This window comes from Streptomyces sp. NPDC090025 (assembly GCF_044748125.1).
Taxonomy (GTDB): Bacteria; Actinomycetota; Actinomycetes; order Streptomycetales; family Streptomycetaceae; genus Streptomyces.
Map to the genome: position 1 here is coordinate 149665 of NZ_JBIVFL010000001.1, position 20003 is coordinate 169667.

Consider the following 20003-nt stretch of genomic DNA (forward strand, 5'->3'; position numbering starts at 1 on the left):
AACATGGGGAGTACGGGGAACGGGGCGGCGGCCGTGCGGGCCGCGCGATGGCTCGGGGCTGCGGCCGTGCTGCTCGGGCATGTGGCGGTGCTGCTGCTGTGGTGGCGTCCGGACGAGGTGGGGCAGTTGCGGGCGCTGGTCGTCGGCGGGGTGGCGCTCGGCTGCGGGGTGCTGTGGGTGGTGGCCGTCGCGCGGGCGGCCGGGTCGCGGCCGGGTCGCCGCGGCGTGGGGGTGTCGGCGTGGTGGGACTGGGCGCGGCTGCTGCATCTGGTGTCGCTGTGCGTGCCGTTGGGCGCGCTGGTCGCCGCGTTCGCGAGCGCGGCGGGGGAGGAGGCGGGGGTGCCCGCGGTGGCGGTCTGGATCGCGACCGGCTGCGCGCTGCTGCTGACCGGCATCATGGGCGGCATCATCGGCGGTCTGGCGTTCGGCCTGGTGGACCCGGTCGAGGAGTGCTGGACGGTGCGCGGGGCGCTCCGGCGGCTGCGCCGGTACGCCGTGCCGTTCCTGCTGGTGGCGCCGTGGCTGGCCGGGATGCACGCGGTGTGGTCGGCGGTGGCGCTCGGCGCGGCGCTGCTGTGGCTGCTGATCGCGCCGGTGAACGCGGTGGCGGCGCACATTCCGAGTGTGGGGTCGTCGGACTGACCCGGTACGGACCGACCCGGTACGGGCGGGGCCGGGTGGGCGGGCCGTCGCGCGGGGCGGGGGCTGGCCCCACCCCGTACCCGCGTGCCTGCCGGATGGGGAGCTGATGGCTGATCAACAAGGCTGTGCGCATGACGACTTACCCGCTCGCACGGACCGCCGCGGCCCTCGCGCTCGCCCTCTCCGCCACCGTCTCCGCCACCACCGCCGCCGTCGCCCTTCCGGCCGCCGCCACGGGCTCCGCCCCTGGGTCCGCCGCCCTCGACTGGACGGCCTGCGGGCCCGCCGGGCTCGGCCAGCAGTGCGCCACCCTGAAGGTGCCGCTCGACTACGCGGACCCCGACGGCCGCCAGGTGGATCTGGCCGTCTCCCGGATCCGTTCGACCGACCCGGCGGCCCGGCGCGGCGCCCTGCTCGTCGTGCCCGGCGGCCCCGGCAACTCCGGGGTGCAGCGGCTCACCGCGAAGGGCCCGGCGCTGCGGGACGCGCTGGGCGGCGCGTACGACCTGGTGGCGTTCGACCCGCGCGGGGTCGGCGGCAGCATGAAGGCGTACTGCGGGCTCGACGAGGGCGACCGCCATCTCACCACGCTGCGCTCGTGGCCCGGCGCCGACGGCTCCATCGACGAGAACGTGACCCGCTCCCGTCGGGTCGCCGAGGCGTGCGCCCGCAACGGCGGACCCGAACTGCGCAGTCTCACCACCGCCAACGAGGTCCGTGACATGGACCGGCTGCGCGGGGCGCTCGGCGAGCGGAAGCTGTCGGCGTGGGGGAACTCGTACGGCACCTACGTCACCGCCCAGTACGCGCAGAAGTTCCCCCGGCACACCGACCGGATCGTGCTCGACAGCAGCGCCGACCCCGATCCGCGCAAGGTCGCGCAGGGCTGGCTCGCCGGGATGGCGCGCGGCGCGGACGACCGGTTCCCCGACTTCGCGGCCTGGGCCGCCGACCCGGCCCGCCCGGCCGCGCTGCGGATCGCCGAACGCCCCGAGGACGTCCGCCCGTTCTTCCTCGACCTGGCCGCCCGCCTCGACCGCACGCCCAAGCCGTCGACGACGCCGGGCGTCCCGCTCACCGGCAACCTGCTCCGCCAGACGCTGCAGAACGCCCTCTACGGCGACGCCCAGTTCGAGCCGCTGGCCCGGCTGATCAAGGAGGCCGCCACCGAGGGCGCGACCCCGGCGCTCCCGCCGCAGCTCACGGCGGCGATGCCGGACGCGGACGCGGCCGTCACCATCGGCGTGATCTGCAACGACGTCCGCTGGCGCGGCACGGTCGGCCGGATCGCCCGGGCGGTCGCCGCCGACCGGGCCGCGCACCCGCTGACCGCCGGGATGCCGGTCAACGTCACCCCGTGCCACTTCTGGAAGGACGCCCCGGCCGAGCGCCCGACCCGGCTCACCGACGAGGGCCCGTCCAACATCCTCATGATCCAGAGCCTGCGCGACCCCTCGACCCCGCACTCGGCGGGCCTGCGGATGCGCGCGGCGCTCGGCGACCGGGCCCGGCTCGTCTCCGTCGACCAGGGCGGCCACGGCATGTACCTGAACGGCGGGAACGCGTGCGGCGACCGGACGGTCACCCGTTTCCTGCTGACGGGTGAGCGTCCGGCCGCCGATGTGACCTGCTGAGACGCGCGACGAGGGGCCCGGCGGCGGGCTCCGGCGGCCGGCCCCGGAGCGGCGCCGCGACTGCTGCTAAGGTCGCCGAAGTTGCCGAGGGAGCGGGGCCGGGGGGCCCGTGCGACATGAGCCCTCCCTCGTGCGCGATCTCCTGGGGAGGGGCCTTCGTTGGCGCGTCGTCCTGTTCATCCGGTACGTCCTGGTCGTGCCGGATCCTTCGGCGGACCGGCGGTCCGCAACGCCGTGGTGTTCGGCCTGGCCACCGTGCTCGGCGGCCTCGCGCTGCTGGGCGGCGGACCGGCCACCGCGGCGGAGCCACCGGGGCCCGAGGTCCCCGGAGCGGCCCAACCGCTGGTCGTCGGGGAGACCACGATCCCCGCGGCACCCCACGACACGCCCCGCGATGTCACCCTGGACGGGGCGGGCACGGGCGTCAGCTGGCGGTCCGGCGGATCCCAGGGGCGGCTCGACCGGCGCTGGTGGAACCCCGCCACCGGGATCTCCGAGGCCGTCGGCGGCTGCGACGGCCCGGTCAACGCTGACACCGTCTTCTGCGGCACGTTGCCGGAGGCCGCGACCTTCCGGGTCCGCGATCTCGCGGACGGCGGGCCGGAACATCCGGCGGAGCGGGTACGGGACCGGCCCGAGGGCCACCGCTGGACGGGCGCCCACACCGCCGACCAGGCGCTCAGCTGGGCCCCGGGCGGCGACGGCGCGGGCGCCCTGCATCTGCTCGGCCTGGCCGTCGAACCCGGCGGGCAGGCCCCCGCCGACGTGCGGATCGACCTGCCGGAGACGGTCCGGATGACCTCGTCGCCCACCCTCCTGGGCCAGGACGGGCGCGGCGCCTTTCTCTCGTACGTGAGCGACGGGAAGATCGACTACGGCCTGGTCGACTTCGCCTCGGCGACCTTCCGTCCGGTGCCCGCGGGCTTCCCGGACGTGTGGGGGCCGGGCTACGCGCTCACCCAGGACTGGCTGGTCCAGTTCGAAGATCCGGACCACTGGAGCGACCCGGTCGTGCGGCTGGTCTCCCGCGCGGACGGTGTGACGTCCCGCGAGGTGCGGGTCCCGACGCCCGAGGGGCTCGGGGCGGTACGGACCCTCGGGGACTGGGTGCTCGCGACCGACCGGAACAGCGGGGGGCCGCTGCGCGCGGTGCACCTGACGAACGGCACGGCGCTCACCGTGCTGCCCAAGGCCGCCACGTCGCTGGTGGCGGGGGCGGACGGGACGCTGTACGCGGCCGGCGGCACCGACGCCACGCACTGGGGCCTGCGGCGGATCGCCCTCGACGCGGCGGGCGCCCCCGCCGCGGAGCTGATCGAGACGGTCCCGGCCGTCGCCGCGAAGCGGAGCTCGGTGCGGGTCGGACAGGGGCGGTTGACGTATGTGGAGGACCGGGGCATCCGGACCGTGCGGACCCATGAGGTCGGGTGGGCGGCCGAGCCGCCGGTCCCGGGCCTCGACCCGGTCCGCACCTGCCGGGCCCTCGACGGCGAGGACTGGTGCGAGGAAGCGCCCCTCACCATGGAGGACGGCCGCCAGGTCCTGCTGGGGACCGAGGACAACGGTCCGTGCCGCGGGTGCACGACGGTCGTGCGGGTCCGGGAAGGAGCGGACGCACCGGCCGCGCAGGACAAGGTGTGGCGCTTCACCGACCCGGCGACCCGGCCGCGGACGCTCGTCAGCGGCTCCGGCCGCCATGTGCTCGGCCGGACCGCCAAGGGCGTGCGGATCGTCCTGGACCTCGACACCGGCCGGATCGTGTGGACCGGCACCGACCCGGCCGTCGCCGGGGCCGCCCTGTCCGGCGGCACCCTGTGGATGCTGAAGGGCCGGGCCGTCAGCGGTCTCGACCTGGCCACCGGAACCGCCACCGCACCGCTGGCCACGGGCAGCACCTGCACGCTCAAGTCGTTCCAGGTGACCGGTGACTGGGCGCTGCTCGCCTGCGCGTACGACTCCACGGGCAGTGTGGTGGTCGATCTGGCGACCGGGCGGCGGATCTCCGGTGGAGGGCTGATCGGCGCCGGCGCCGTGGAGACACTGCTCGGCCACGGCTATGTGGTCGTCGCAGGGCCCACCGCCGACCTGTACGTCGACGAACTGACCGTGGTCGACGTCCGGTCCGGCACCGCCGCCGTGGCGTGGCGGAGCACCGCGCTCGACGCCCGGGCCTTCGCGGCCTGGGACCTGGACCCGAACACCGGCCTCCTCGCGTTCGCCGACACCGAGCGGAACCTCCGTACGGTGTCCCTGAGCAGGGCCGCCACACCGCTGCGCGTCACCGACCGGCGCGCCGACGCGACCTGGAACCGGCAGTCGCCCACGTCCTGGGCGTGGTGGCTGAACCGGCCCGCGAGCGCGTGGCGGGTGACCGTGACCGACACGGTGACGGGGACGGTCGTCCGTACCTATGACGGTGGCGCCGTACGCAGCCGGATCGCCGTCGCCTGGGACGGCAGGAACGCCGCGGGGAAGGGCGTGCCGAACGGCTCGTACACATGGACGGCGACCGCCCGGCCGACGGACGGCGGCGCGGAGGCCCGGGCCGTCGGCGCTTTCACGGTGACCGGCGCCGCGGGCGGCTACCGGCCGCTGGCACCGGCCCGGCTGATGGACACCGGCGCCGGGCTCGGTGTGGCGAAGCGGCCGGTCGGCGCGGGGGCCACGGTCACCCTCGACGTCGCGGGCAAGGGCGGGGTGCCGAGGTCCGGGGTGTCCGCGGTGGTCCTGAACGTGACCGCCGCCGACGCGTCGGCGGCGACCTTCGTCTCGGTGCATCCGGCGGCGTCGGCCCGTACCAGCGCCTCGAACCTCAACGTGGTGCCCGGGCGTCCGGTGTCGAACCTGGTGGTCGTCCCGTTCGGCACGGGCAAGGTGAGCTTCTACAACCGCGCGGGCCGGGTCCGGCTGCTCGCGGACGTGGCGGGCTACTACACGAACGACGGCGAGGGCGCCCGCTTCAGGCCACTGGCGGCGACCCGGGTGCTGGACACCCGGTCCGGGGTCGGGGTGCGCAAGGGCAAGGTCGGCCGCGCCGGCACGGTCACGCTGCCGGTCGCCGGCCGGGGCGGGGTGCCCGCGACGGGCGTCACGGCGGTCGTGATGAACGTGACCGCGACCGGTACGAGCGCGTCGACGTTCGTCTCCGTGTACCCGTCGGGCCGTCCCCGCCCGGCCACGTCCAGCGTGAACGCCCTGGCGCGGACGACGGTGGCGAACCAGGTCGTGGTGCCGGTCGTCGACGGCAAGGTGGTGTTCTACAACCACGCGGGGACGACGGATCTGCTGGCGGACGTGGCGGGTTACTACACGGGCACCGGATCCGGGGCGCTGTTCCAGGCGCTGACACCGAGCAGGCTGTACGACAGCCGGGCCGGTCTGCCGGGCGCCCCGCCGGCCAAGCTGGGCCCCGGCAAGAAGGTCGCCCTGTACCCGGTGGGCTGGGGCGGGGTGCCGAAGTCAGGGGTGTCGGCCGTGGTGATGAACGTGACGACGACGAACGCGAGCGGCGCCACCTATGTGTCGGTGTACGCCGAGGACAAGCCCCGGCCGGACCTGGCAGGGGTGCACCTGGCGGCCGGGCAGACGATGCCGAACCTGATGACGTCGCCGGTGAGCCCGATCGGCGGGGTGACGGTGTACAACCGGGCGGGGACGGTGGACGTGATCGTCGACGTGGCCGGGTACTTCATCGGCTGACGGCTGACGGCTGACGGCTGACGGCTGACGGCGGACGCCGCGGGACGGCGGCGGCACGACAAGAGAGGGCTCCCGGTACTGGCCGTACCGGGAGCCCTCTCTTGTCGTGGTGTGCCGGGTCAGACCTTCGCGGGCGCCGGGGCCGGGGAAGGGTCCTGGCCCGGGGTCGCGGCTCCGGGGGTCGCGGCTCCGGGGGTCCCCGGGGTCTCCGTGCCGGGGGTGGTCGCCGTCGGAGCCTCGTTGGTCTCCGACTCCGACTCCGACTCCGACTCCGCCGCCGCTTCCGCCTCCGCGTCCACGTTGAACTCCTCGATCAGCTCCTTGCTGAAGCCGAAGAAGTAGGTGGCCGCGAAGCCCACCGCGTAGCCGACGAGCAGGCCGCCCGCGTAGATCGCGATGGTGCCGCCGAGGCCCTTGTTGCCGTCGAGCAGCGGGAAGAGCGCCCAGCCGGACGGGCCGATCGCGGTGGAGCCGACCTTGTCGCCCAGCATGTTGAAGAAGCCGACGAAGCCGCCGCCGAACGCGCCGCCGACGCAGGCGGTGATGAACGGGCGGCCCAGCGGCAGCGAGACGCCGTAGATCAGGGGCTCGCCGACGCCCAGGAAACCGGCCGGGAGGGCGGACTTGATGGTGCGGCGGATGGAGCCGTTGCGGGGCAGCTTCAGGTAGACCGCCATGGCCGCGCCGACCTGGCCCGCGCCCGCCATCGCCAGGATCGGGAGCAGTACGGTGTAGCCCTGCTGCTCGATCAGGGTGGTGTGGATCGGGATCAGGGCCTGGTGCAGGCCGAGCATCACCAGCGGCAGGAACAGGCCGCCGAGCAGCAGACCGGCGCCCGCGCCCGCGTTGGCGAGCAGCCAGTTGGCGAAGTCGCCGATGCCCTGGGAGATCTCACCGGCCAGGAACATCAGGCCGAAGATGGTGACGAGGCCGGAGATCAGCACGGTGAGGGTCGGGGTGACCAGGACGTCCAGGGACTCCGGCACCCAGCGGCGGCACCACTTCTCGACGTACACCGCGAGCACCGCCGCGCCGAGCGCGCCGAGGACGCCGCCCTGGCCGGGGGAGAGTTGCTGGCCGAAGACCTCGATCTTCGCGACGCCCGCGAAGACGATGATGGAGGCGACCGCGCCGCCGAGGATCGCCGTGCCGCCGAACTCCTTGGCGGTGTTGTAGCCGACGAACACGGCGATCAGGGCCATGAAGCCGCTGGCGATGGCGGCGAGCGCCGGGGTGACGCCGGGCAGCCAGCCGAGGTTGATCAGCAGGCCGTTGAGTCCGGCGATGATGCCGCAGCCGATCAGCGCCGGGATCAGCGGGACGAAGATGTTCGCGATCTTGCGCAGGAAGAGCTTGAACGGGGTGGCGTTCTTCGCCTTCTGCTGCGCCTTCAACGCGGCGCCCTGCGCGGCGAGTTCGTCGGCGCTGTGACCGGACTGGCCGGGCTGACCGGGCTGACCGGCCTGGCCGGGGGCGGCCGGGGCGGTGGCGGGGGCCTCGGCGATCAGGGCCTCGAACTCGGGGGTGACCCGGGCGACGGTGCCCGGACCGAGGACGATCTGGTACGTGTCGTCCTCCACCACACCCATCACGGACGGCAGGGCCTTCAGGGCCTGGTCCTGGACGAGCGAGCGGTCCCGCAGGCCCAGCCGCAGGCGGGTCATGCAGTGGGCGACGGAGCTGATGTTCTCGGGGCCGCCGACGAGGGGGAGGATCGCGGCGGCAATGGCGCGGTTCTTGTCGTCTTTGCTCATGGTGCGGTGGTGCTTTCGGTGCGGGGGGAAGGGGGTCGGGGTGGGGCTACGGGGCCGGGTCGGCCGCGGCGGTGGCGTCCGCCGGGTCGGTCGCGTGCAGCGCCGCACGCAGGTGGCCCCGGGAATCGGTCAGGCGGCGCTCGGCGGTGGGGGCGTCGAGGTCGGCGAGGATCATCAGGATCGCGGTCTTCACCTCCCCGTCGGCGGCGGCGAGCGCGGTCTCGATCTGCTCGTCGGGGGCGCCGGTCGCGAGCGCGACGATGCGGCGCGAGCGGGCCTGGAGCTTCTCGTTGGAGGCGCGGACGTCGACCATCAGGTTCCCGTAGGTCTTGCCGAGCCGGATCATGGTGATCGTCGAGATCATGTTGAGCACCAGCTTCTGCGCGGTGCCCGCCTTCAACCGGGTGGAGCCGGTGAGGAGTTCGGGTCCCGCGACCACCTCGATGCCGTGCTCGGCGGCGGCCGCGAGCGCGCTGTCCGCGTTGCAGGACAGGCCGATGGTGAGCGCGCCGATCCGGCGGCCGTGCTCGACGGCGCCGATCGCGTACGGGGTGCGGCCGGAGGCGGAGATGCCGACGACGGTGTCGGCCTCGGTGACGCCGAGCGCGTCGAGGTCGGCGGCGGCCAGCTCGGCCGAGTCCTCCGCGCCCTCGACGGCCTTGACCATGGCGGACGGGCCGCCCGCGATCAGGCCGACGACCTCGGAGGGGTCGGTGTTGAAGGTGGGCGGGCACTCGCTGGCGTCGAGGACGCCGAGCCGTCCCGCCGTACCGGCACCCAGGTAGATCAGCCGTCCGCCGCGCGCCATCCGCTCGGCGGTGGCGTCGATGGCGGCGGCGATGGCCGGCAGCTGCCGGGCGACGGCGGCGGGCACGGTCTGGTCCTCGCCGTTCATCAGCCGGGCGAGGTCCAGCGTCGGCAGCTGGTCGATCTCGGCCAGCTCAGGGCGGAACGCCTCGGTGGTGAGGGTGGCGAGCTGGGCGCGCAGTGCGGAGTACGTCGTCGTTGACGTGGGGGTGCTGGACATGGGGCGGCTCTCTCGTGCTTGCTTCAGCGGTTGCGGGGGGAGTGGCGGTGGGCGAGGGCTTCGTACGAAGCGGCGAGGGCAGGGGCCGCCGTCTCGTACGTGCGCTGCGTGACGCAGGTGAACAGACAGTCCACGACCAGGAGTTGGCTGGTGCGGGACGACATGGCCGCGGGGCGCAGTTCGCTCTCGCGGGCGGTGGAGGTGGTCAGCACGTGGTCGGCGTACTGGGCCACCGGGCCGTCGGGCCGGCCGGTGACGGCGACCGTGGTGGCGCCGTGGTCGAAGGCGACCCGCAGCGGTTCTATGACGTCGCCGGTCGAGCCCGAGTGGGTGATGGCGATGGCGACGTCGCCGGAGCGGAGCTGGACGGCGTTGGTGACCGCGAGGTGCGGGTCGCTGTGGGCGTGCGCGATCAGGCCGATGCGCAGCAGCTTCTGGCCGAGGTCCTGGGCGACGAGGCCGGAGGCGCCGACGCCGTAGATGTCGATGCGGCGGGCGGCGGCGACGGCGGCGACGGCGGCACCGAGCTGGATGGTGTCGAGTCCGGCGGCGGTGTCGGCGAGGGTCTGCTGCTCGTCGTGGGCGAGCTTGGCGACCACGTCGGCGACCGGGTCGTCGACGGCGATGTCGGCGGTGACGGCGGGCGCCCGGCCGGACTGCTGCTGGGCGGCGAGCCCGGCGAGCGCGAGCCGCAGGTCGCGGTAGCCCGGGTAGCCGAGCAGCCGGGCGGTGCGGACGACGGTCGCCTCGCTGGTGCCGGTGAGTTCGGCGAGCCCGGTGACCGTGAGGGCGGCGCAGCCGGCCGGGTCCCCGGCGACGGCTTCGGCGACCCGCTGCATGGAGCGGGTCATGGAGGGGCCGAGGGTGCGCACCTTGGCCGCGAGCGCGGCGGGCGCGGGCGGCGCCGCGGGCGGCTGCGCGGCCCCGAAACTTTCCTTCACTTCACTGGTCACACTTGAAAGATATTTTCAGGCAAGGGGAGCGTCAAGACCCCGTTGGGCCCGGATAAGGGCGGGCCGTTGGTCCCGTGACGGGGTGCGGGAGGGCTGAGGAAGAGGGGAAAGGGGAGGGGTAAGGGGGAGGGGAAAAGGGAGGGCTCAGGCCGTGTGCTCGGCGGTCCCGGCGTCCGGGGCGTCCTCGCGCAGCAGGCCCGAACGGACCGCGAGCACCCCCGCCTGGAAACGGCTCTCCGCCTTCAGCTCGCCCACGAGCGCGGCGATGTGGCGGCGCGCGCTGCGCACCGAGACGCCGAGCCTGCGGGCCACCGCCTCGTCCTTGAGGCCCTGGGCGAGCAGCTCGGCGACCGCCTTGCCCATCTCCTCGCCCGCCTTGCCGTACCCGCTCTCGCCGGGCAGCAGCGGCGTGCCGTCCTGCCACAGGATCTCGAACATGCCGCAGAGGTGCGCGATCACCGTCGAGTCCCGCACCACCAGGGCGCTCGGCACGGTCTCCGTCGGCTGTCCCTCGGCGGCGGACGCCTCGGGCGAGGCGAGGAACGCCGTCTTGCGGTCGAAGACGATCATCCGCGCGTACACCTCGGGCACCGTGCGGATCTCCGCGCCCGCCGGGTGCACGCGGTTCACGTACGCGCGCAGCGCCAGGTTGGCCCGGGCCGAGTGGTGGTAGAGGAAGCGGTGCCGGACGCCGCGGGCGAGCGCCGCGATGTCCCGGGGCGCCGCGTCCTCCAGGGCGGCCTGCCGGTGCACGCTGCCCGGCTGGATCGCCAGGACCTCCTCGCGGCACTCGTACGCGGCGGCGGTCAGCGCCGCCCGTACGGTCTCCGCCCCGGACAGTAGGTCGAGCCCGCTGGCGGGCGCCGAGCCGCGGCGGCTCTCGTAGTACAGCGGCCCCAGGTCGGCGAGCGATCTGCGCAGCCCGCGCGCCTCCTCCAGCTGCTGCTCCAGGGCGTGCTGCCGGGCCCGCAGCCGACCCTCCACCGGGTCGAGCAGTTCGGCCGCGGCGGCGTCGGGGCTGATCGCGCACCAGTGCTCGCCGTCCGCCGACGTCGCGAGCCTGAGCTCGGTGAGATCGGCGAGGAGGGCCCGTACGGACGTGGCGGGCAGCCCGCAGTCCTGGGCCAGCTCGTCCGGGGTGCGCTGGGCGCGGGCGAGCAGCGCCGCGTACACGCGCACGGTGTCCTGGTCGAGACTGGGCAGCATTCGGTTCCCCCTCCCCACGCCGCGGCCTGCCGGGTCAAGAGCAGTTTCGCGCCATAGCGAGCCCCGTGCAAAGCAGGTGTTCAAGGAGCGAGACGGCTTGGCGCCCTGAGGGTCAGGATAAACCCGCTGGTCAGAGGGTTGCGGCCACTGTCCGGTTGTTGCCTGCCGTTTCGTGACAGCCGTGGGGCATCGCGCCGTACGGGTGCGAGGAGACAGAGTCATGGCAACGGCCCGCCGGGGGGGTGGGCCGAGCTGGAACCCTGGGGAGGGACCATGTCCGTTCGTCTGCGTGTCCGCGAGCTGGTGTGCGCGGCGTTCATCGGGGCCATGACGCTGACGGTCGCCGTCGTCGTCGACGGTTCGACGGCCACCGTGACCGGCGCCGACCACACCGGCTGGGACACCCCGCCGGTCACCGGCGGGACGGTCGTCAGCGCCGCCGGTCCCACCACCGAGGTGCCGCCGCCGGTCACCAAGGAGCACACCGGCTGGGACGTCACCCCGACGGGTGGTGCGGTCTGAACGCGCGGCCCGGCCGGACCGCACGGCCCGAGCGGCGCGCACGGACCGAGCGGACCGCGCTGAGCACCACCGCCCAGGCGCTCGCCGAGTGCCGGTTCATGGTCTCGCCGCTCCTGGAGACCGTGGCCGCGGCCCGCGCCCTGCGCACCCCGGACCCGGCCCTGGCCGGCTGGCGGCGCGCGGTGCTCGGCGGCGGGACACCGGGCAGTACGGGTGGGCCTGCCGGGACGGTCGGGGCGGCGGGCGGGGGGCCGGTCGGGGGACCGGGCGGTACGGGCGGGGACGCGGCCCGGTACGCGAAGGCGGCGACGGAGCTGGTGGCGGACCGAGGAGGGGAGTTCGCCGCCGCCGCCGTCCTGCGCCTCTCGGGGCACCGCACCAACTGGCTGGAGGACGAACTGCGCGAGCTGGGGCCCGCCGCCCCGGTGCTGCGCGGCTTCCACCGGTACGCGCTCACCGCGCACTGGGCCGTGCTCCGGGCCGCGCTCCACGGCGATCTGGCCCTGCGCGCCCACGAGTTGGCGGTCTTCGGGGCGCAGCGCGCGGTGGCCGGGCTGCCCGGGCTCGACGTCACGGAGACGGACCGGCCGGACGGCGCGGCCCGGCGCCTGGTCCTGGCGCCGTCGGCGTTCCGTACCGACACCGCCGTGTACGCCACCGCCGAAGGCACCGTCGTGGTCTATCCGATGACCGGCCGGGCCCGGCTGTGGGCGGGCCCGGGGGAGGCCGAACCGGCCGCGGGCCTCGGCGCGCTGCTCGGCCGCGGCCGGGCGGCGGCGCTGCGCAACATCGGCTCCGGCTGCGGCACCGCCGAGCTGGCCCAGCGGCTCCAGGTCAGCTCCGGCACGGCCTCCGTGCATGTGGCGGCGCTGCGCGAGGGGGGTCTGGTGACCACCCACCGGGTCGGCAAGGGAGTACGGCATGTGCTCACCCCGGTCGGCTCGATGCTCGTCTCCGGCCGCACCGGCCCGTACGGCTGATCCGGCCCGTACGGCTGATCCGGCCGGGCCCGGACCCGGGCCCAGCACCACCTTTTGACCAGGCATCAAACAGATCGAAGACGCGGAAGGGAGGGATCTACGGTGATGGCACCGGCGCGAGCGGTACGGGAAGCGACGCCCCACAGGGCACTCCGCATCCACCGCTCCACAGCAGCCTCGGCACCCACCGCCGCCCGCGCGGCCCGTGCCGCCTTCTCCCTCTTCTTCTCCTTCCTTTTCTTCTCCTTCTCCCGGACGAGAGCGTCGACCGATCATGAGAGTCCTGATATCCAGCGTGTCCTCGGACTCGCACACCTGGAACCTTGTCTATCTGCAACTCCTCCTGGAGGAGCGCGGACACCACGCCGTGAATCTCGGCTCCTGCGTGCCCAAGGAGCTGCTCGTGGAGGCGGCGCTCACCGAGCGCCCCGATCTGATCGTGATCAGCAGTGTCAACGGCCACGGCCATCAGCAGGGCGGCGCGTGCGTCCGGGCGCTGCGGCAGTTCCCGCAGCTGCGCGAGGTGCCGGTGGTGATCGGCGGCAAGCTGGGCACCCTCGGCGCGGACAACTCCCGTTTCGTGGCGGGTCTGTTGGCGGAGGGCTTCGCCGGGGTGTTCACCGGCGACGACGCCATCCCGGAGTTCCTGGCCTATCTGGAGCGGCTCGCGGCGACCACGGAGCTGGTCGCGTGACCGGCGCCCCGTCCTCGTCCGACGTCCCGCGGCCGCCCGACGCCCCGTCCCCGTCCAACACCGTGCCCCCGTCCAACTCCGCGCCCCCGTCCGGCACTCCGCTCTCCTTCCCGGCCCGGGTCGCCGAACTCGCCGGGCAGGGACGGCTCGTGGTCCAGCCGCGCATGGGCTTCGGCACCCTCGACGCCATGGGCGCGGGCCTGCGCGCCGTCGCCGGGGCGCGGGCGGACGTCGTCGGCACGCTGACCCTGGACAGCTACACCCGGGTCGGCGACCACACCGCCGCCGACCTCGCGCTGCGCGACGGCCACGACCTCAACGGCTTCCCGATCGTCGTGCACGGCCCCGGCGACACCCGCGCCATGATCGACACGGCCGTCGCCGGGCGGATCCCGGTGCAGGTCAGGCATGGTTCGGCCGAGCCGCTGAAGATCTTCGAGGCGCTGCTCGACGCCGGGCTCGACGCCACCGAGGGCGGCCCCGTCTCGTACTGCCTGCCCTACAGCCGGGTGCCGCTGGCCGCCGCCGTCGACGCCTGGGCCGAGTGCTGCGAACTGCTCGCCCGGGGGCCGGGCGACGGCCGCCCGGGACACCTGGAGAGCTTCGCCGGCTGCATGCTCGGCCAGCTCTGCCCGCCGTCGCTGCTGGTCGCGCTGAACATCCTGGAAGGGCTGTTCTTCCGGCAGTACGGCATCCGCAGCATGTCGCTGAGCTACGCCCAGCAGATCCATCCGGGCCAGGACCGGGAGGCGATCCTCGCGCTGCGCAGGCTCGCCGCCGAACTGCTCACCGGCATGGACACCCATGTCGTCGTCTACACCTTCATGGGCCTGTTCCCGGCGACCGCCGAGGGCGCCGCCGCGATCTCCCGCGACAGCGTGGAGCTGGCGGTACGGTCCGGGGCCGAGCGGCTGATCGTGAAGACGGCGGTCGAGGCGCACCGCATCCCGACCGTCGCGGAGAACGTGGCCGCCCTGGAACTGGCCGCCGGACACGCGGCGGCGACGGCGGCGCGGACCGGCCCTTCGGACCTCTACCCGGTCCCGGCCCCCGCCCCGGTCCCGTACGACCTCGACAGCGAGACGTACACGGAGGCGCGGCTGCTGATCGACGCCGTCCGCTCGCTCGACGGCGACATCGGCCGGGCGCTCGTGCGGGCCTTCCGCACCGGGCTGCTCGACGTCCCCTACTGCCTCCACCCGGACAACGCGGGCCTCACCCGCACCACCATCAGCCCCGAGGGCCGCCTCGCCTGGGCGCGCACCGGCCATCTGCCGCTGCCGCAGCCGCCCGGCGCGCAGGACGCCGACGCGGGCGGCTCGGCGCAGCTGCTGCGGATGCTCTCCCACAACCAGCGCCGTTACGACGCCGCCCCGACCGACCCCGTACGAAAGGCACTTGTCACCGCATGAGCACCCACACCGTCCCGAACAGCCCGACCCTGCGGGCGATCCGCGAGCGCGGCAAGCTCGTCGCCGGGGTCTCCACCGGCATCCGCGGCCTGTCGTGGACCGATGACGAGGGCGTGCGCCGCGGTCTCGACGTGGACACCGCCCGCGCGGTCGCCGCCGCCGTCCTCGGCGACGCCGACGCCGTCGAGTACGTCGAACTCGCCCCGCAGCAGCGGATGGACGCCCTCGCCGAGGGCCGGATCGACTTCCTGTCCTGCAACACCACCTGGACGCTCAGCCGTGAGTGCGACGGCGGCGCGGTGTTCCTGCCGACCACCTGCTACGACGGCGGCGCGTTCATGGTCCGCCGGTCCAGCGGGATCACCCGCGCCGAGGACCTGGCCGGCCGCAAGGTCGCCGTCCTCGCCGGGACCAGCAGCGCCGCCAGCCTCGACGCCTGGTACGCGCCGAAGGGCCTGTCGGTGGAGGCGATCGGCTACCCGACCCCCGCCGAGGCGCTCCAGGCGTACGCCGACGGCACCGTCGACGGCTATGTGTGCGACGCGATCGTCCTGTTCGGCGAGCGGACCCGCTTCGACGACCCGGCGGAGCACGTCGTGCTGCCGGAGCTGATCTCCAACGAGCCGATGGGCCCGGCCGTCCGCGACGACGACCCGGTGTGGCTGCGCGCCACCCGCTGGATCCTCTTCGCGCTGATCGCCGCCGAGGCCGACGGTCACGAGGGCCTGATCGCCGCGCAGGAGCGGCTCGCCGCCACCGCCGGACTGCCCGCGACCTGGATCTCCGACGCGCTCGGCCAGGTCGGCGACTACGGCGCGATCTACGACCGCAGCCTCGGCGAGAGCTCCGGCCTGGCCATCCCGCGCGGCCGCAACGACCTGTGGACCCGCGGCGGCCTGATGTACGCCCCGCCGCTGGCCTGACCCACCGGCCCCGGCCCCGGCCCCGGCCCCGGCCCCGGCCCCGGCCCCGGCCCCGGCCCCGGCCCCGGCCCCGACATCCCCCGACACGAAGGCGCCCCGATGACCCCGAGCACCCAGCAACCGGCCACCTCCCGCTCCGCGTTGATCCGGCTGATCATCGCGATGGCGGGCTGGGGCACCATCGGCGTCTTCGTCCTGGAGAGCGGCCAGAGCGCGTTCAACGTGGTCTTCGTCCGCTGCCTGCTCGGGGCCGCCGCGCTCGGCACGCTCGGTCTCGCGCGCGGTCTCTTCCGGAACACCGGGCTCGACCGGCGCAACCTGCTGCTGATCCTCGGCGGCGGCGCCTGCCTGGTAGGCAACTGGGTGTTCCTGTTCTCCGCGTTCCAGCTCACCAGCATCACGCTGGCCACCGTCGTCTACCACACCCAGCCGTTCTTCGTCGTGATCATGGGCGCGGTGCTCTTCAAGGAGAAGCTGACCGGTTCGACCCTCGGCTGGATCCTGATCGCCTTCGCCGGGCTGCTCTGCATCACCGAACTGTGGCGCGCCGCCTCCGAGGAGGGCCTCGGCCGCAACTACCTGCTCGGCATCGGCTGCGCGGCGTCCGCCGCCGTCCTGTACGGCATCGCCACCATCACCGCCAAGCAGGTCCGCGGGGTCAAGCCCGAACTGACCGCGCTGCTGCAGTTCCTGCTCGGCCTGCCGCTGCTCGTGCCGTTCGTCGACTTCGGCGGCCTCGCCGACGCCGGCACCTCCGGCTGGGCCTGGCTGGTGCCGGTCGGCCTGTTCCACACGGCCCTGCTCTACATCCTGCTGTACGGGGCGGTGCCCAGGGCGACCCACGCGGTCATCGCGGTCGTCTCCTTCCTCAACCCGGCCGTCGCGATCGTCGTCGACTTCTTCGTCTACGGCCACCGGGTCTCCCCGGTGCAGGGCCTCGGCATCCTCATGATCGTCGCCGCGAGCCTCGCCGTGACCTTCGGCTGGAAGCTGCGCCGCGGCCCCGCCGCCCGGGCCGTGCCCGACCCGGTCCGGGCCGTGCCCGAGCCGGCCCCGGCCGTGCCCGAGCCGGTCCCGGCCGTGGAAGCCCCCGCCCCCGCGTCCCCCGCCCCCGCGTTCTCCGAACGCCCCGAAACCGTTCCCGCACCTCAGAGGAGTCACGCGTGACCCGCCCCCGCCCCCGTCCACCCCGCATCGCCGTCGTCGGCGGCACCGGCGCCGTCGGCCGGACCCTGCTCGGCCTGATCGAGGAGCGCGGCTTCGCGTACGAGTCGGTACGGCTCATCGCCTCCGAGCGCTCCGCCGGCCGCACCGTGCACGCCCTCGGCCAGGACATCGTCGTCGAGGACCTGCGCCACGCCGACTTCTCCACCGTCGACATCGCCTTCTTCTCCGCCGGTACGCCGGTCAGCGCCGAGTGGGCGCCGAAGGCCGCGGGCGAGGGCGCCCTGGTCATCGACAACACCAACGCGTTCCGGATGGACCCGGCCTCGCCGCTCGTCGTCCCGCAGGTCAACGGCGACCTGCTCGCCGAGCGCCCGGTGTCCGGCATCGTCGCCAACCCGAACTGCTCGACCATCCCGCTGGTCCGCCTGCTCCGCCCGATGGACGAGGCGTACGGGCTGCGCTCGGTCGTCGTCTCCACCTACCAGGCGGCGTCCGGCGGCGGCCAGAGCGGCATCGACGAGCTCTACGAGGGAGCGCGCAGCATCCTCGGCGGCGCGGCGGCCACGGCCGACCGGTTCCCCGAGGCGCTCGCCTTCAACGTGGTGCCCGCCATCGACAAGCTCCAGGACGACGGCTTCACCCTCGAAGAGCACAAGATGCGCCAGGAGTCCCGCCGCATCCTCGGCCTGCCGGAGCTCGACCTGGTCGCCACCTGCGTCCGGGTCCCCGTCGAGAACGGCCACAGCGAGACCGCGGTCGTCGAGTGCGAGCGGCCCGTCGACCCGGCGGGCCTGACCCGGCTGCTCGACGCGCAGGACGAGGTGACCGTCTGGACCGAGGGCCTGCCCACGCCCCGTACCGTCACCGACCGCCCCGACCTGGTCCACGTGGGCCGGGTCCGCACCGACCCCGAGCGGCCGCACCGCGCCCTGCTGTGGCTGGTCGCGGACAACCTGCGGATCGGCGCCGCGCTGAACGCGATCCAGATCGCCGAGCGCGCGGTTGCGGAGGGCATCGCATGAGCCTCCACAGCGACAGCGACCGCGACACCCGTGCCCGTACCGGCGCCGGAGCCGACGCCCGTACCCCTACGCGTACCCGTACCTCCGTCGTGAAGTTCGGCGGATCGAGCTTCGCCTCGCCCGAGCACTACCGCCGGGTCGCCGCCCACCTCGCCGCGCGGGTCGCCGCCGGTGAGCGGATCGTGGCCGTCGTCAGCGGCATGCCCGGTGCCACCGAGCAGCTGCGGGGCCTCGCCCTCGGCATCGACGAGCGGCCGTCCGTCGCCGCCCTGCACGGCGTGCTCCCGCTGGCCGACACCATCGGCGCCGGACTGCTGCGCGTCGCCCTCGAACAGCGGGGCGTCGCCACCGAGCTGCTGCACGGTCAGCACACCGGCCTGCGCTCCGACGGCACCCGGGACCGGGCCGCGCGGCTCACCGGCTTCGACCCGGCGCCGTTCGAGGCGGCCTGGCGGCGGGCGTCCGTCGTGGTCATGCCCGGCGGGCAGGCGTCCGACGGCGGCGGCAGCCCCGCCTGGCTCGGCAAGAACAGCTCCGACCTCAGCGCCACCGCGCTCGCCGCCGGACTCGGCCTCGACACCTGCGAGATCTACTCCGACGTCGACGGCGTGTACGACGCCGACCCCCGGCTCGTGCCCGACGCGCGCCGCATCGCCGCCCTGTCCTACGACGACGTGGTGCTGCTCGCCCGGCACGGCGCCAAGGTGCTCCACCCGGAGGCCGTGCGCGCCGCCGAGCGCGGCGGGGTGCGGATCGTGTGCCGCCTCAACTCCGGTGACTTCGCGGCCGGTTCGGTGATCGACGCGACGGGCTCGGGGCGCGGCGTGGACGCCGTCCTGCTCGACGCCCGGTCCGTCGTGGTCGCCTTCGGCACCGCAGGTGAGGCGGACGCCGCCCACACCGCCGTCGAGGCCGCGGGCGCCCCCGCGCACCGCCCGGCCGCCGCCGAGTCCGACGGGCGTCACCTGCTGGCGGTCAGCGGTGGCTTCTTCGACGTACGCCGCTGCCTCGACGAGGCCGGGCTCGGGGGCGAGATCACCGGCGAGCGGCTGCTCGCCGCCGTGACCGGGTCCCGTACCGCCCTGTACGTGGCGGCCGACCAGGACGCGGCGCTGGCACTCGGCCGCGACCTGCACCGCGACGTCTGCGGCGCGCTCCAGGCGGCCTGACCCCGCACGGGCCCACGGGCCCACGGGCCCGCAGGCACCCCGTGCACGCCCCGCACACGCCTCGCTCCGGCCGGCGCGGCGGGCGGACAGCCGGTGGCACCCGGCCGTCCGCCTTCATCGCGACGGTTCACGCACGCACCAGGAAAGACCCGACCTTCGAAGAGGAGTCCCCTGTGACCACCGCACCCGTAGCCATCGGCACCGAGTGGGAGATCACCCCGGAGTTCACGTTCACCGACGAGGAGCGTACCGCCCTCGAAGCGGCGCTCGGCGCGGTGACCGCCAACCCGTACCGCCTCTACGAGGCGCATCTGTTCCAGATCGACGCCGTCATCGCCGGCGGCGCCGTACCGCGGCGCTTCGTCGACTACGTCGCCACGCTGGCCGACCGCGACCGGGCCGAGGGCCCCGCGGTCGTCCTCAAGAACGTGCCGTACGACCGTGACGTCCCCGTCTTCGACTACGACGAGCCCGTCAGGTCGAAGTACGAGCTGAAGAAGACCTTCGTCGCCGAGAGCTTCCTCGCCCTGTTCGCGCAGCTCGCCGGGACCCCCGGCATCGGCTACGTCAACGTCAACGACGGCGACGTCTACCAGGACATCTACCCCAAGCGGGCCATGCGGGAGAGCCAGTCGCAGAAGGCCCTGCACCGGATCTACTTCCACAAGGACCTGGCCAACCACTTCGTCCGGCCCGACCAGGTCTACATGGTCGGGATGCGCTCCAACCCGGCGAACGAGGTGTACACCTCCTTCGTCCGCAACATCGACGTCCTCGCCGCCTTCGACGAGGCCGAGATGGAGGTCCTGCGCAGCCGCGAGTTCTACACGCCCTTCGACGACCTGACCGTGATGGGCGGCTCCCTGGAGCTCGGCGACGCCGACCTGCACCCGGTGATCGGCGGCGAGGACGACCTGCGCTACTTCGAGAACCGCACGGTCGGCGTCACGGACCGGGCCAAGGCCCTCGTACCCAAGGTCAACGAGGTGCTGCACGCCCTCAAGCGGCGGGTGTTCATCGAGCCGGGCGACTTCGTCATCACCTACAACAACCACACCGTGCACGCCAAGGAGGTGGTGTCCGTGGGCGACCCGGAGGCCCTGCGCACCCGCTGGATCATCAAGACGGTCAACGTCGACTCGATCGAGCCGCACCGCGCGCATCTCGTACCCGGCACCCAGCACCTCGTCAACGGCTGA

The 20003-nt window shown here is 74.2% G+C and carries 16 protein-coding genes; 12 read left to right on the forward strand and 4 right to left on the reverse strand.

Annotation, left to right across the window (positions count from 1 at the left end):
• Positions 1-3 precede the first annotated feature (3 nt).
• The 3 genes from ACIPXM_RS00725 (at position 4) to ACIPXM_RS00735 (ending at position 5975) form a co-directional block, all read left to right on the forward strand.
• The gene (locus ACIPXM_RS00725) at positions 4-642 is read left to right on the forward strand and encodes a hypothetical protein (RefSeq protein WP_401650181.1); all 639 of its coding nucleotides are present in this window, start codon (positions 4-6) and stop codon (positions 640-642) included.
• A 131-nt stretch (positions 643-773) separates the two neighbouring features.
• The gene (locus ACIPXM_RS00730) at positions 774-2276 is read left to right on the forward strand and encodes an alpha/beta hydrolase (protein WP_401650184.1); all 1503 of its coding nucleotides are present in this window, start codon (positions 774-776) and stop codon (positions 2274-2276) included.
• Positions 2277-2435: 159 nt separating this feature from the next.
• Entirely contained in the window at positions 2436-5975 is a 3540-nt protein-coding gene (locus ACIPXM_RS00735) for a FlgD immunoglobulin-like domain containing protein (protein ID WP_401650187.1), read from the forward strand.
• A gap of 119 nt (positions 5976-6094) precedes the next feature.
• Here the strand turns inward: ACIPXM_RS00735 and ACIPXM_RS00740 are convergent, their stop codons facing one another.
• From ACIPXM_RS00740 to ACIPXM_RS00755, 4 genes are all read right to left on the reverse strand, one after another.
• Positions 6095-7729 carry a PTS transporter subunit EIIC gene (locus ACIPXM_RS00740; protein ID WP_401650190.1) on the reverse strand — a complete coding sequence of 545 codons (1635 nt, stop codon included), beginning with the start codon at positions 7727-7729 and terminating at the stop codon, positions 6095-6097.
• Positions 7730-7775: 46 nt separating this feature from the next.
• Positions 7776-8756, reverse strand: a complete 981-nt coding sequence (gene murQ, locus ACIPXM_RS00745; RefSeq protein WP_401650193.1) for an N-acetylmuramic acid 6-phosphate etherase — start codon at positions 8754-8756, stop codon at positions 7776-7778.
• A gap of 23 nt (positions 8757-8779) precedes the next feature.
• The gene (locus ACIPXM_RS00750; protein WP_401650196.1) at positions 8780-9709 is read right to left on the reverse strand and encodes a MurR/RpiR family transcriptional regulator; all 930 of its coding nucleotides are present in this window, start codon (positions 9707-9709) and stop codon (positions 8780-8782) included.
• A 144-nt stretch (positions 9710-9853) separates the two neighbouring features.
• Positions 9854-10915, reverse strand: coding sequence for a hypothetical protein (locus ACIPXM_RS00755; protein WP_401650199.1), 1062 nt, complete (start codon positions 10913-10915; stop codon positions 9854-9856).
• Between the two features lie 273 nt (positions 10916-11188).
• Here ACIPXM_RS00755 and ACIPXM_RS00760 point away from each other — a divergent pair, with 273 nt between their 5' ends.
• The 9 genes from ACIPXM_RS00760 (at position 11189) to ACIPXM_RS00800 (ending at position 20003) form a co-directional block, all read left to right on the forward strand.
• Positions 11189-11437 carry a hypothetical protein gene (locus tag ACIPXM_RS00760; protein WP_401650202.1) on the forward strand — a complete coding sequence of 83 codons (249 nt, stop codon included), beginning with the start codon at positions 11189-11191 and terminating at the stop codon, positions 11435-11437.
• A gap of 98 nt (positions 11438-11535) precedes the next feature.
• Entirely contained in the window at positions 11536-12417 is an 882-nt protein-coding gene (locus ACIPXM_RS00765; RefSeq protein ID WP_401650205.1) for a hypothetical protein, read from the forward strand.
• Positions 12418-12691: 274 nt separating this feature from the next.
• Positions 12692-13111: a cobalamin B12-binding domain-containing protein gene (locus ACIPXM_RS00770; protein WP_401650208.1), complete on the forward strand. Its 420-nt coding sequence runs from the start codon at positions 12692-12694 to the stop codon at positions 13109-13111.
• The gene (locus ACIPXM_RS00775; RefSeq protein WP_401650210.1) at positions 13108-14523 is read left to right on the forward strand and encodes a methylaspartate mutase; all 1416 of its coding nucleotides are present in this window, start codon (positions 13108-13110) and stop codon (positions 14521-14523) included. The genes ACIPXM_RS00770 and ACIPXM_RS00775 overlap by 4 nt, the downstream gene beginning before the upstream one ends.
• Positions 14520-15446 carry an amino acid ABC transporter substrate-binding protein gene (locus tag ACIPXM_RS00780; protein ID WP_401650211.1) on the forward strand — a complete coding sequence of 309 codons (927 nt, stop codon included), beginning with the start codon at positions 14520-14522 and terminating at the stop codon, positions 15444-15446. The genes ACIPXM_RS00775 and ACIPXM_RS00780 overlap by 4 nt, the downstream gene beginning before the upstream one ends.
• 99 nt (positions 15447-15545) lie before the next feature.
• Positions 15546-16613 (forward strand): DMT family transporter, encoded by a 1068-nt coding sequence (locus ACIPXM_RS00785; RefSeq protein WP_401650214.1) that lies wholly within the window; start codon positions 15546-15548, stop codon positions 16611-16613.
• Positions 16610-17635, forward strand: a complete 1026-nt coding sequence (locus ACIPXM_RS00790) for an aspartate-semialdehyde dehydrogenase (protein ID WP_401650217.1) — start codon at positions 16610-16612, stop codon at positions 17633-17635. The genes ACIPXM_RS00785 and ACIPXM_RS00790 overlap by 4 nt, the downstream gene beginning before the upstream one ends.
• The gene (locus ACIPXM_RS00795; protein WP_401650220.1) at positions 17632-18804 is read left to right on the forward strand and encodes an aspartate kinase; all 1173 of its coding nucleotides are present in this window, start codon (positions 17632-17634) and stop codon (positions 18802-18804) included. Before ACIPXM_RS00790 ends, ACIPXM_RS00795 begins: the two co-directional genes overlap by 4 nt.
• 173 nt (positions 18805-18977) lie before the next feature.
• Positions 18978-20003 (forward strand): hypothetical protein, encoded by a 1026-nt coding sequence (locus tag ACIPXM_RS00800; protein WP_401650222.1) that lies wholly within the window; start codon positions 18978-18980, stop codon positions 20001-20003.

Coding starts and splice junctions, on each gene's coding strand:
- ACIPXM_RS00725 (WP_401650181.1), top strand. CDS start 4: ATGGGGAGTACGGGGAACGGGGCGGCGGCCGTGCGGGCCGCGCGATGG.
- ACIPXM_RS00730 (WP_401650184.1), top strand. CDS start 774: ATGACGACTTACCCGCTCGCACGGACCGCCGCGGCCCTCGCGCTCGCC.
- ACIPXM_RS00740 (WP_401650190.1), bottom strand. CDS start 7,729: ATGAGCAAAGACGACAAGAACCGCGCCATTGCCGCCGCGATCCTCCCC.
- murQ (WP_401650193.1), bottom strand. CDS start 8,756: ATGTCCAGCACCCCCACGTCAACGACGACGTACTCCGCACTGCGCGCC.
- ACIPXM_RS00755 (WP_401650199.1), bottom strand. CDS start 10,915: ATGCTGCCCAGTCTCGACCAGGACACCGTGCGCGTGTACGCGGCGCTG.
- ACIPXM_RS00760 (WP_401650202.1), top strand. CDS start 11,189: ATGTCCGTTCGTCTGCGTGTCCGCGAGCTGGTGTGCGCGGCGTTCATC.
- ACIPXM_RS00765 (WP_401650205.1), top strand. CDS start 11,536: ATGGTCTCGCCGCTCCTGGAGACCGTGGCCGCGGCCCGCGCCCTGCGC.
- ACIPXM_RS00770 (WP_401650208.1), top strand. CDS start 12,692: ATGAGAGTCCTGATATCCAGCGTGTCCTCGGACTCGCACACCTGGAAC.
- ACIPXM_RS00780 (WP_401650211.1), top strand. CDS start 14,520: ATGAGCACCCACACCGTCCCGAACAGCCCGACCCTGCGGGCGATCCGC.
- ACIPXM_RS00785 (WP_401650214.1), top strand. CDS start 15,546: ATGACCCCGAGCACCCAGCAACCGGCCACCTCCCGCTCCGCGTTGATC.
- ACIPXM_RS00795 (WP_401650220.1), top strand. CDS start 17,632: ATGAGCCTCCACAGCGACAGCGACCGCGACACCCGTGCCCGTACCGGC.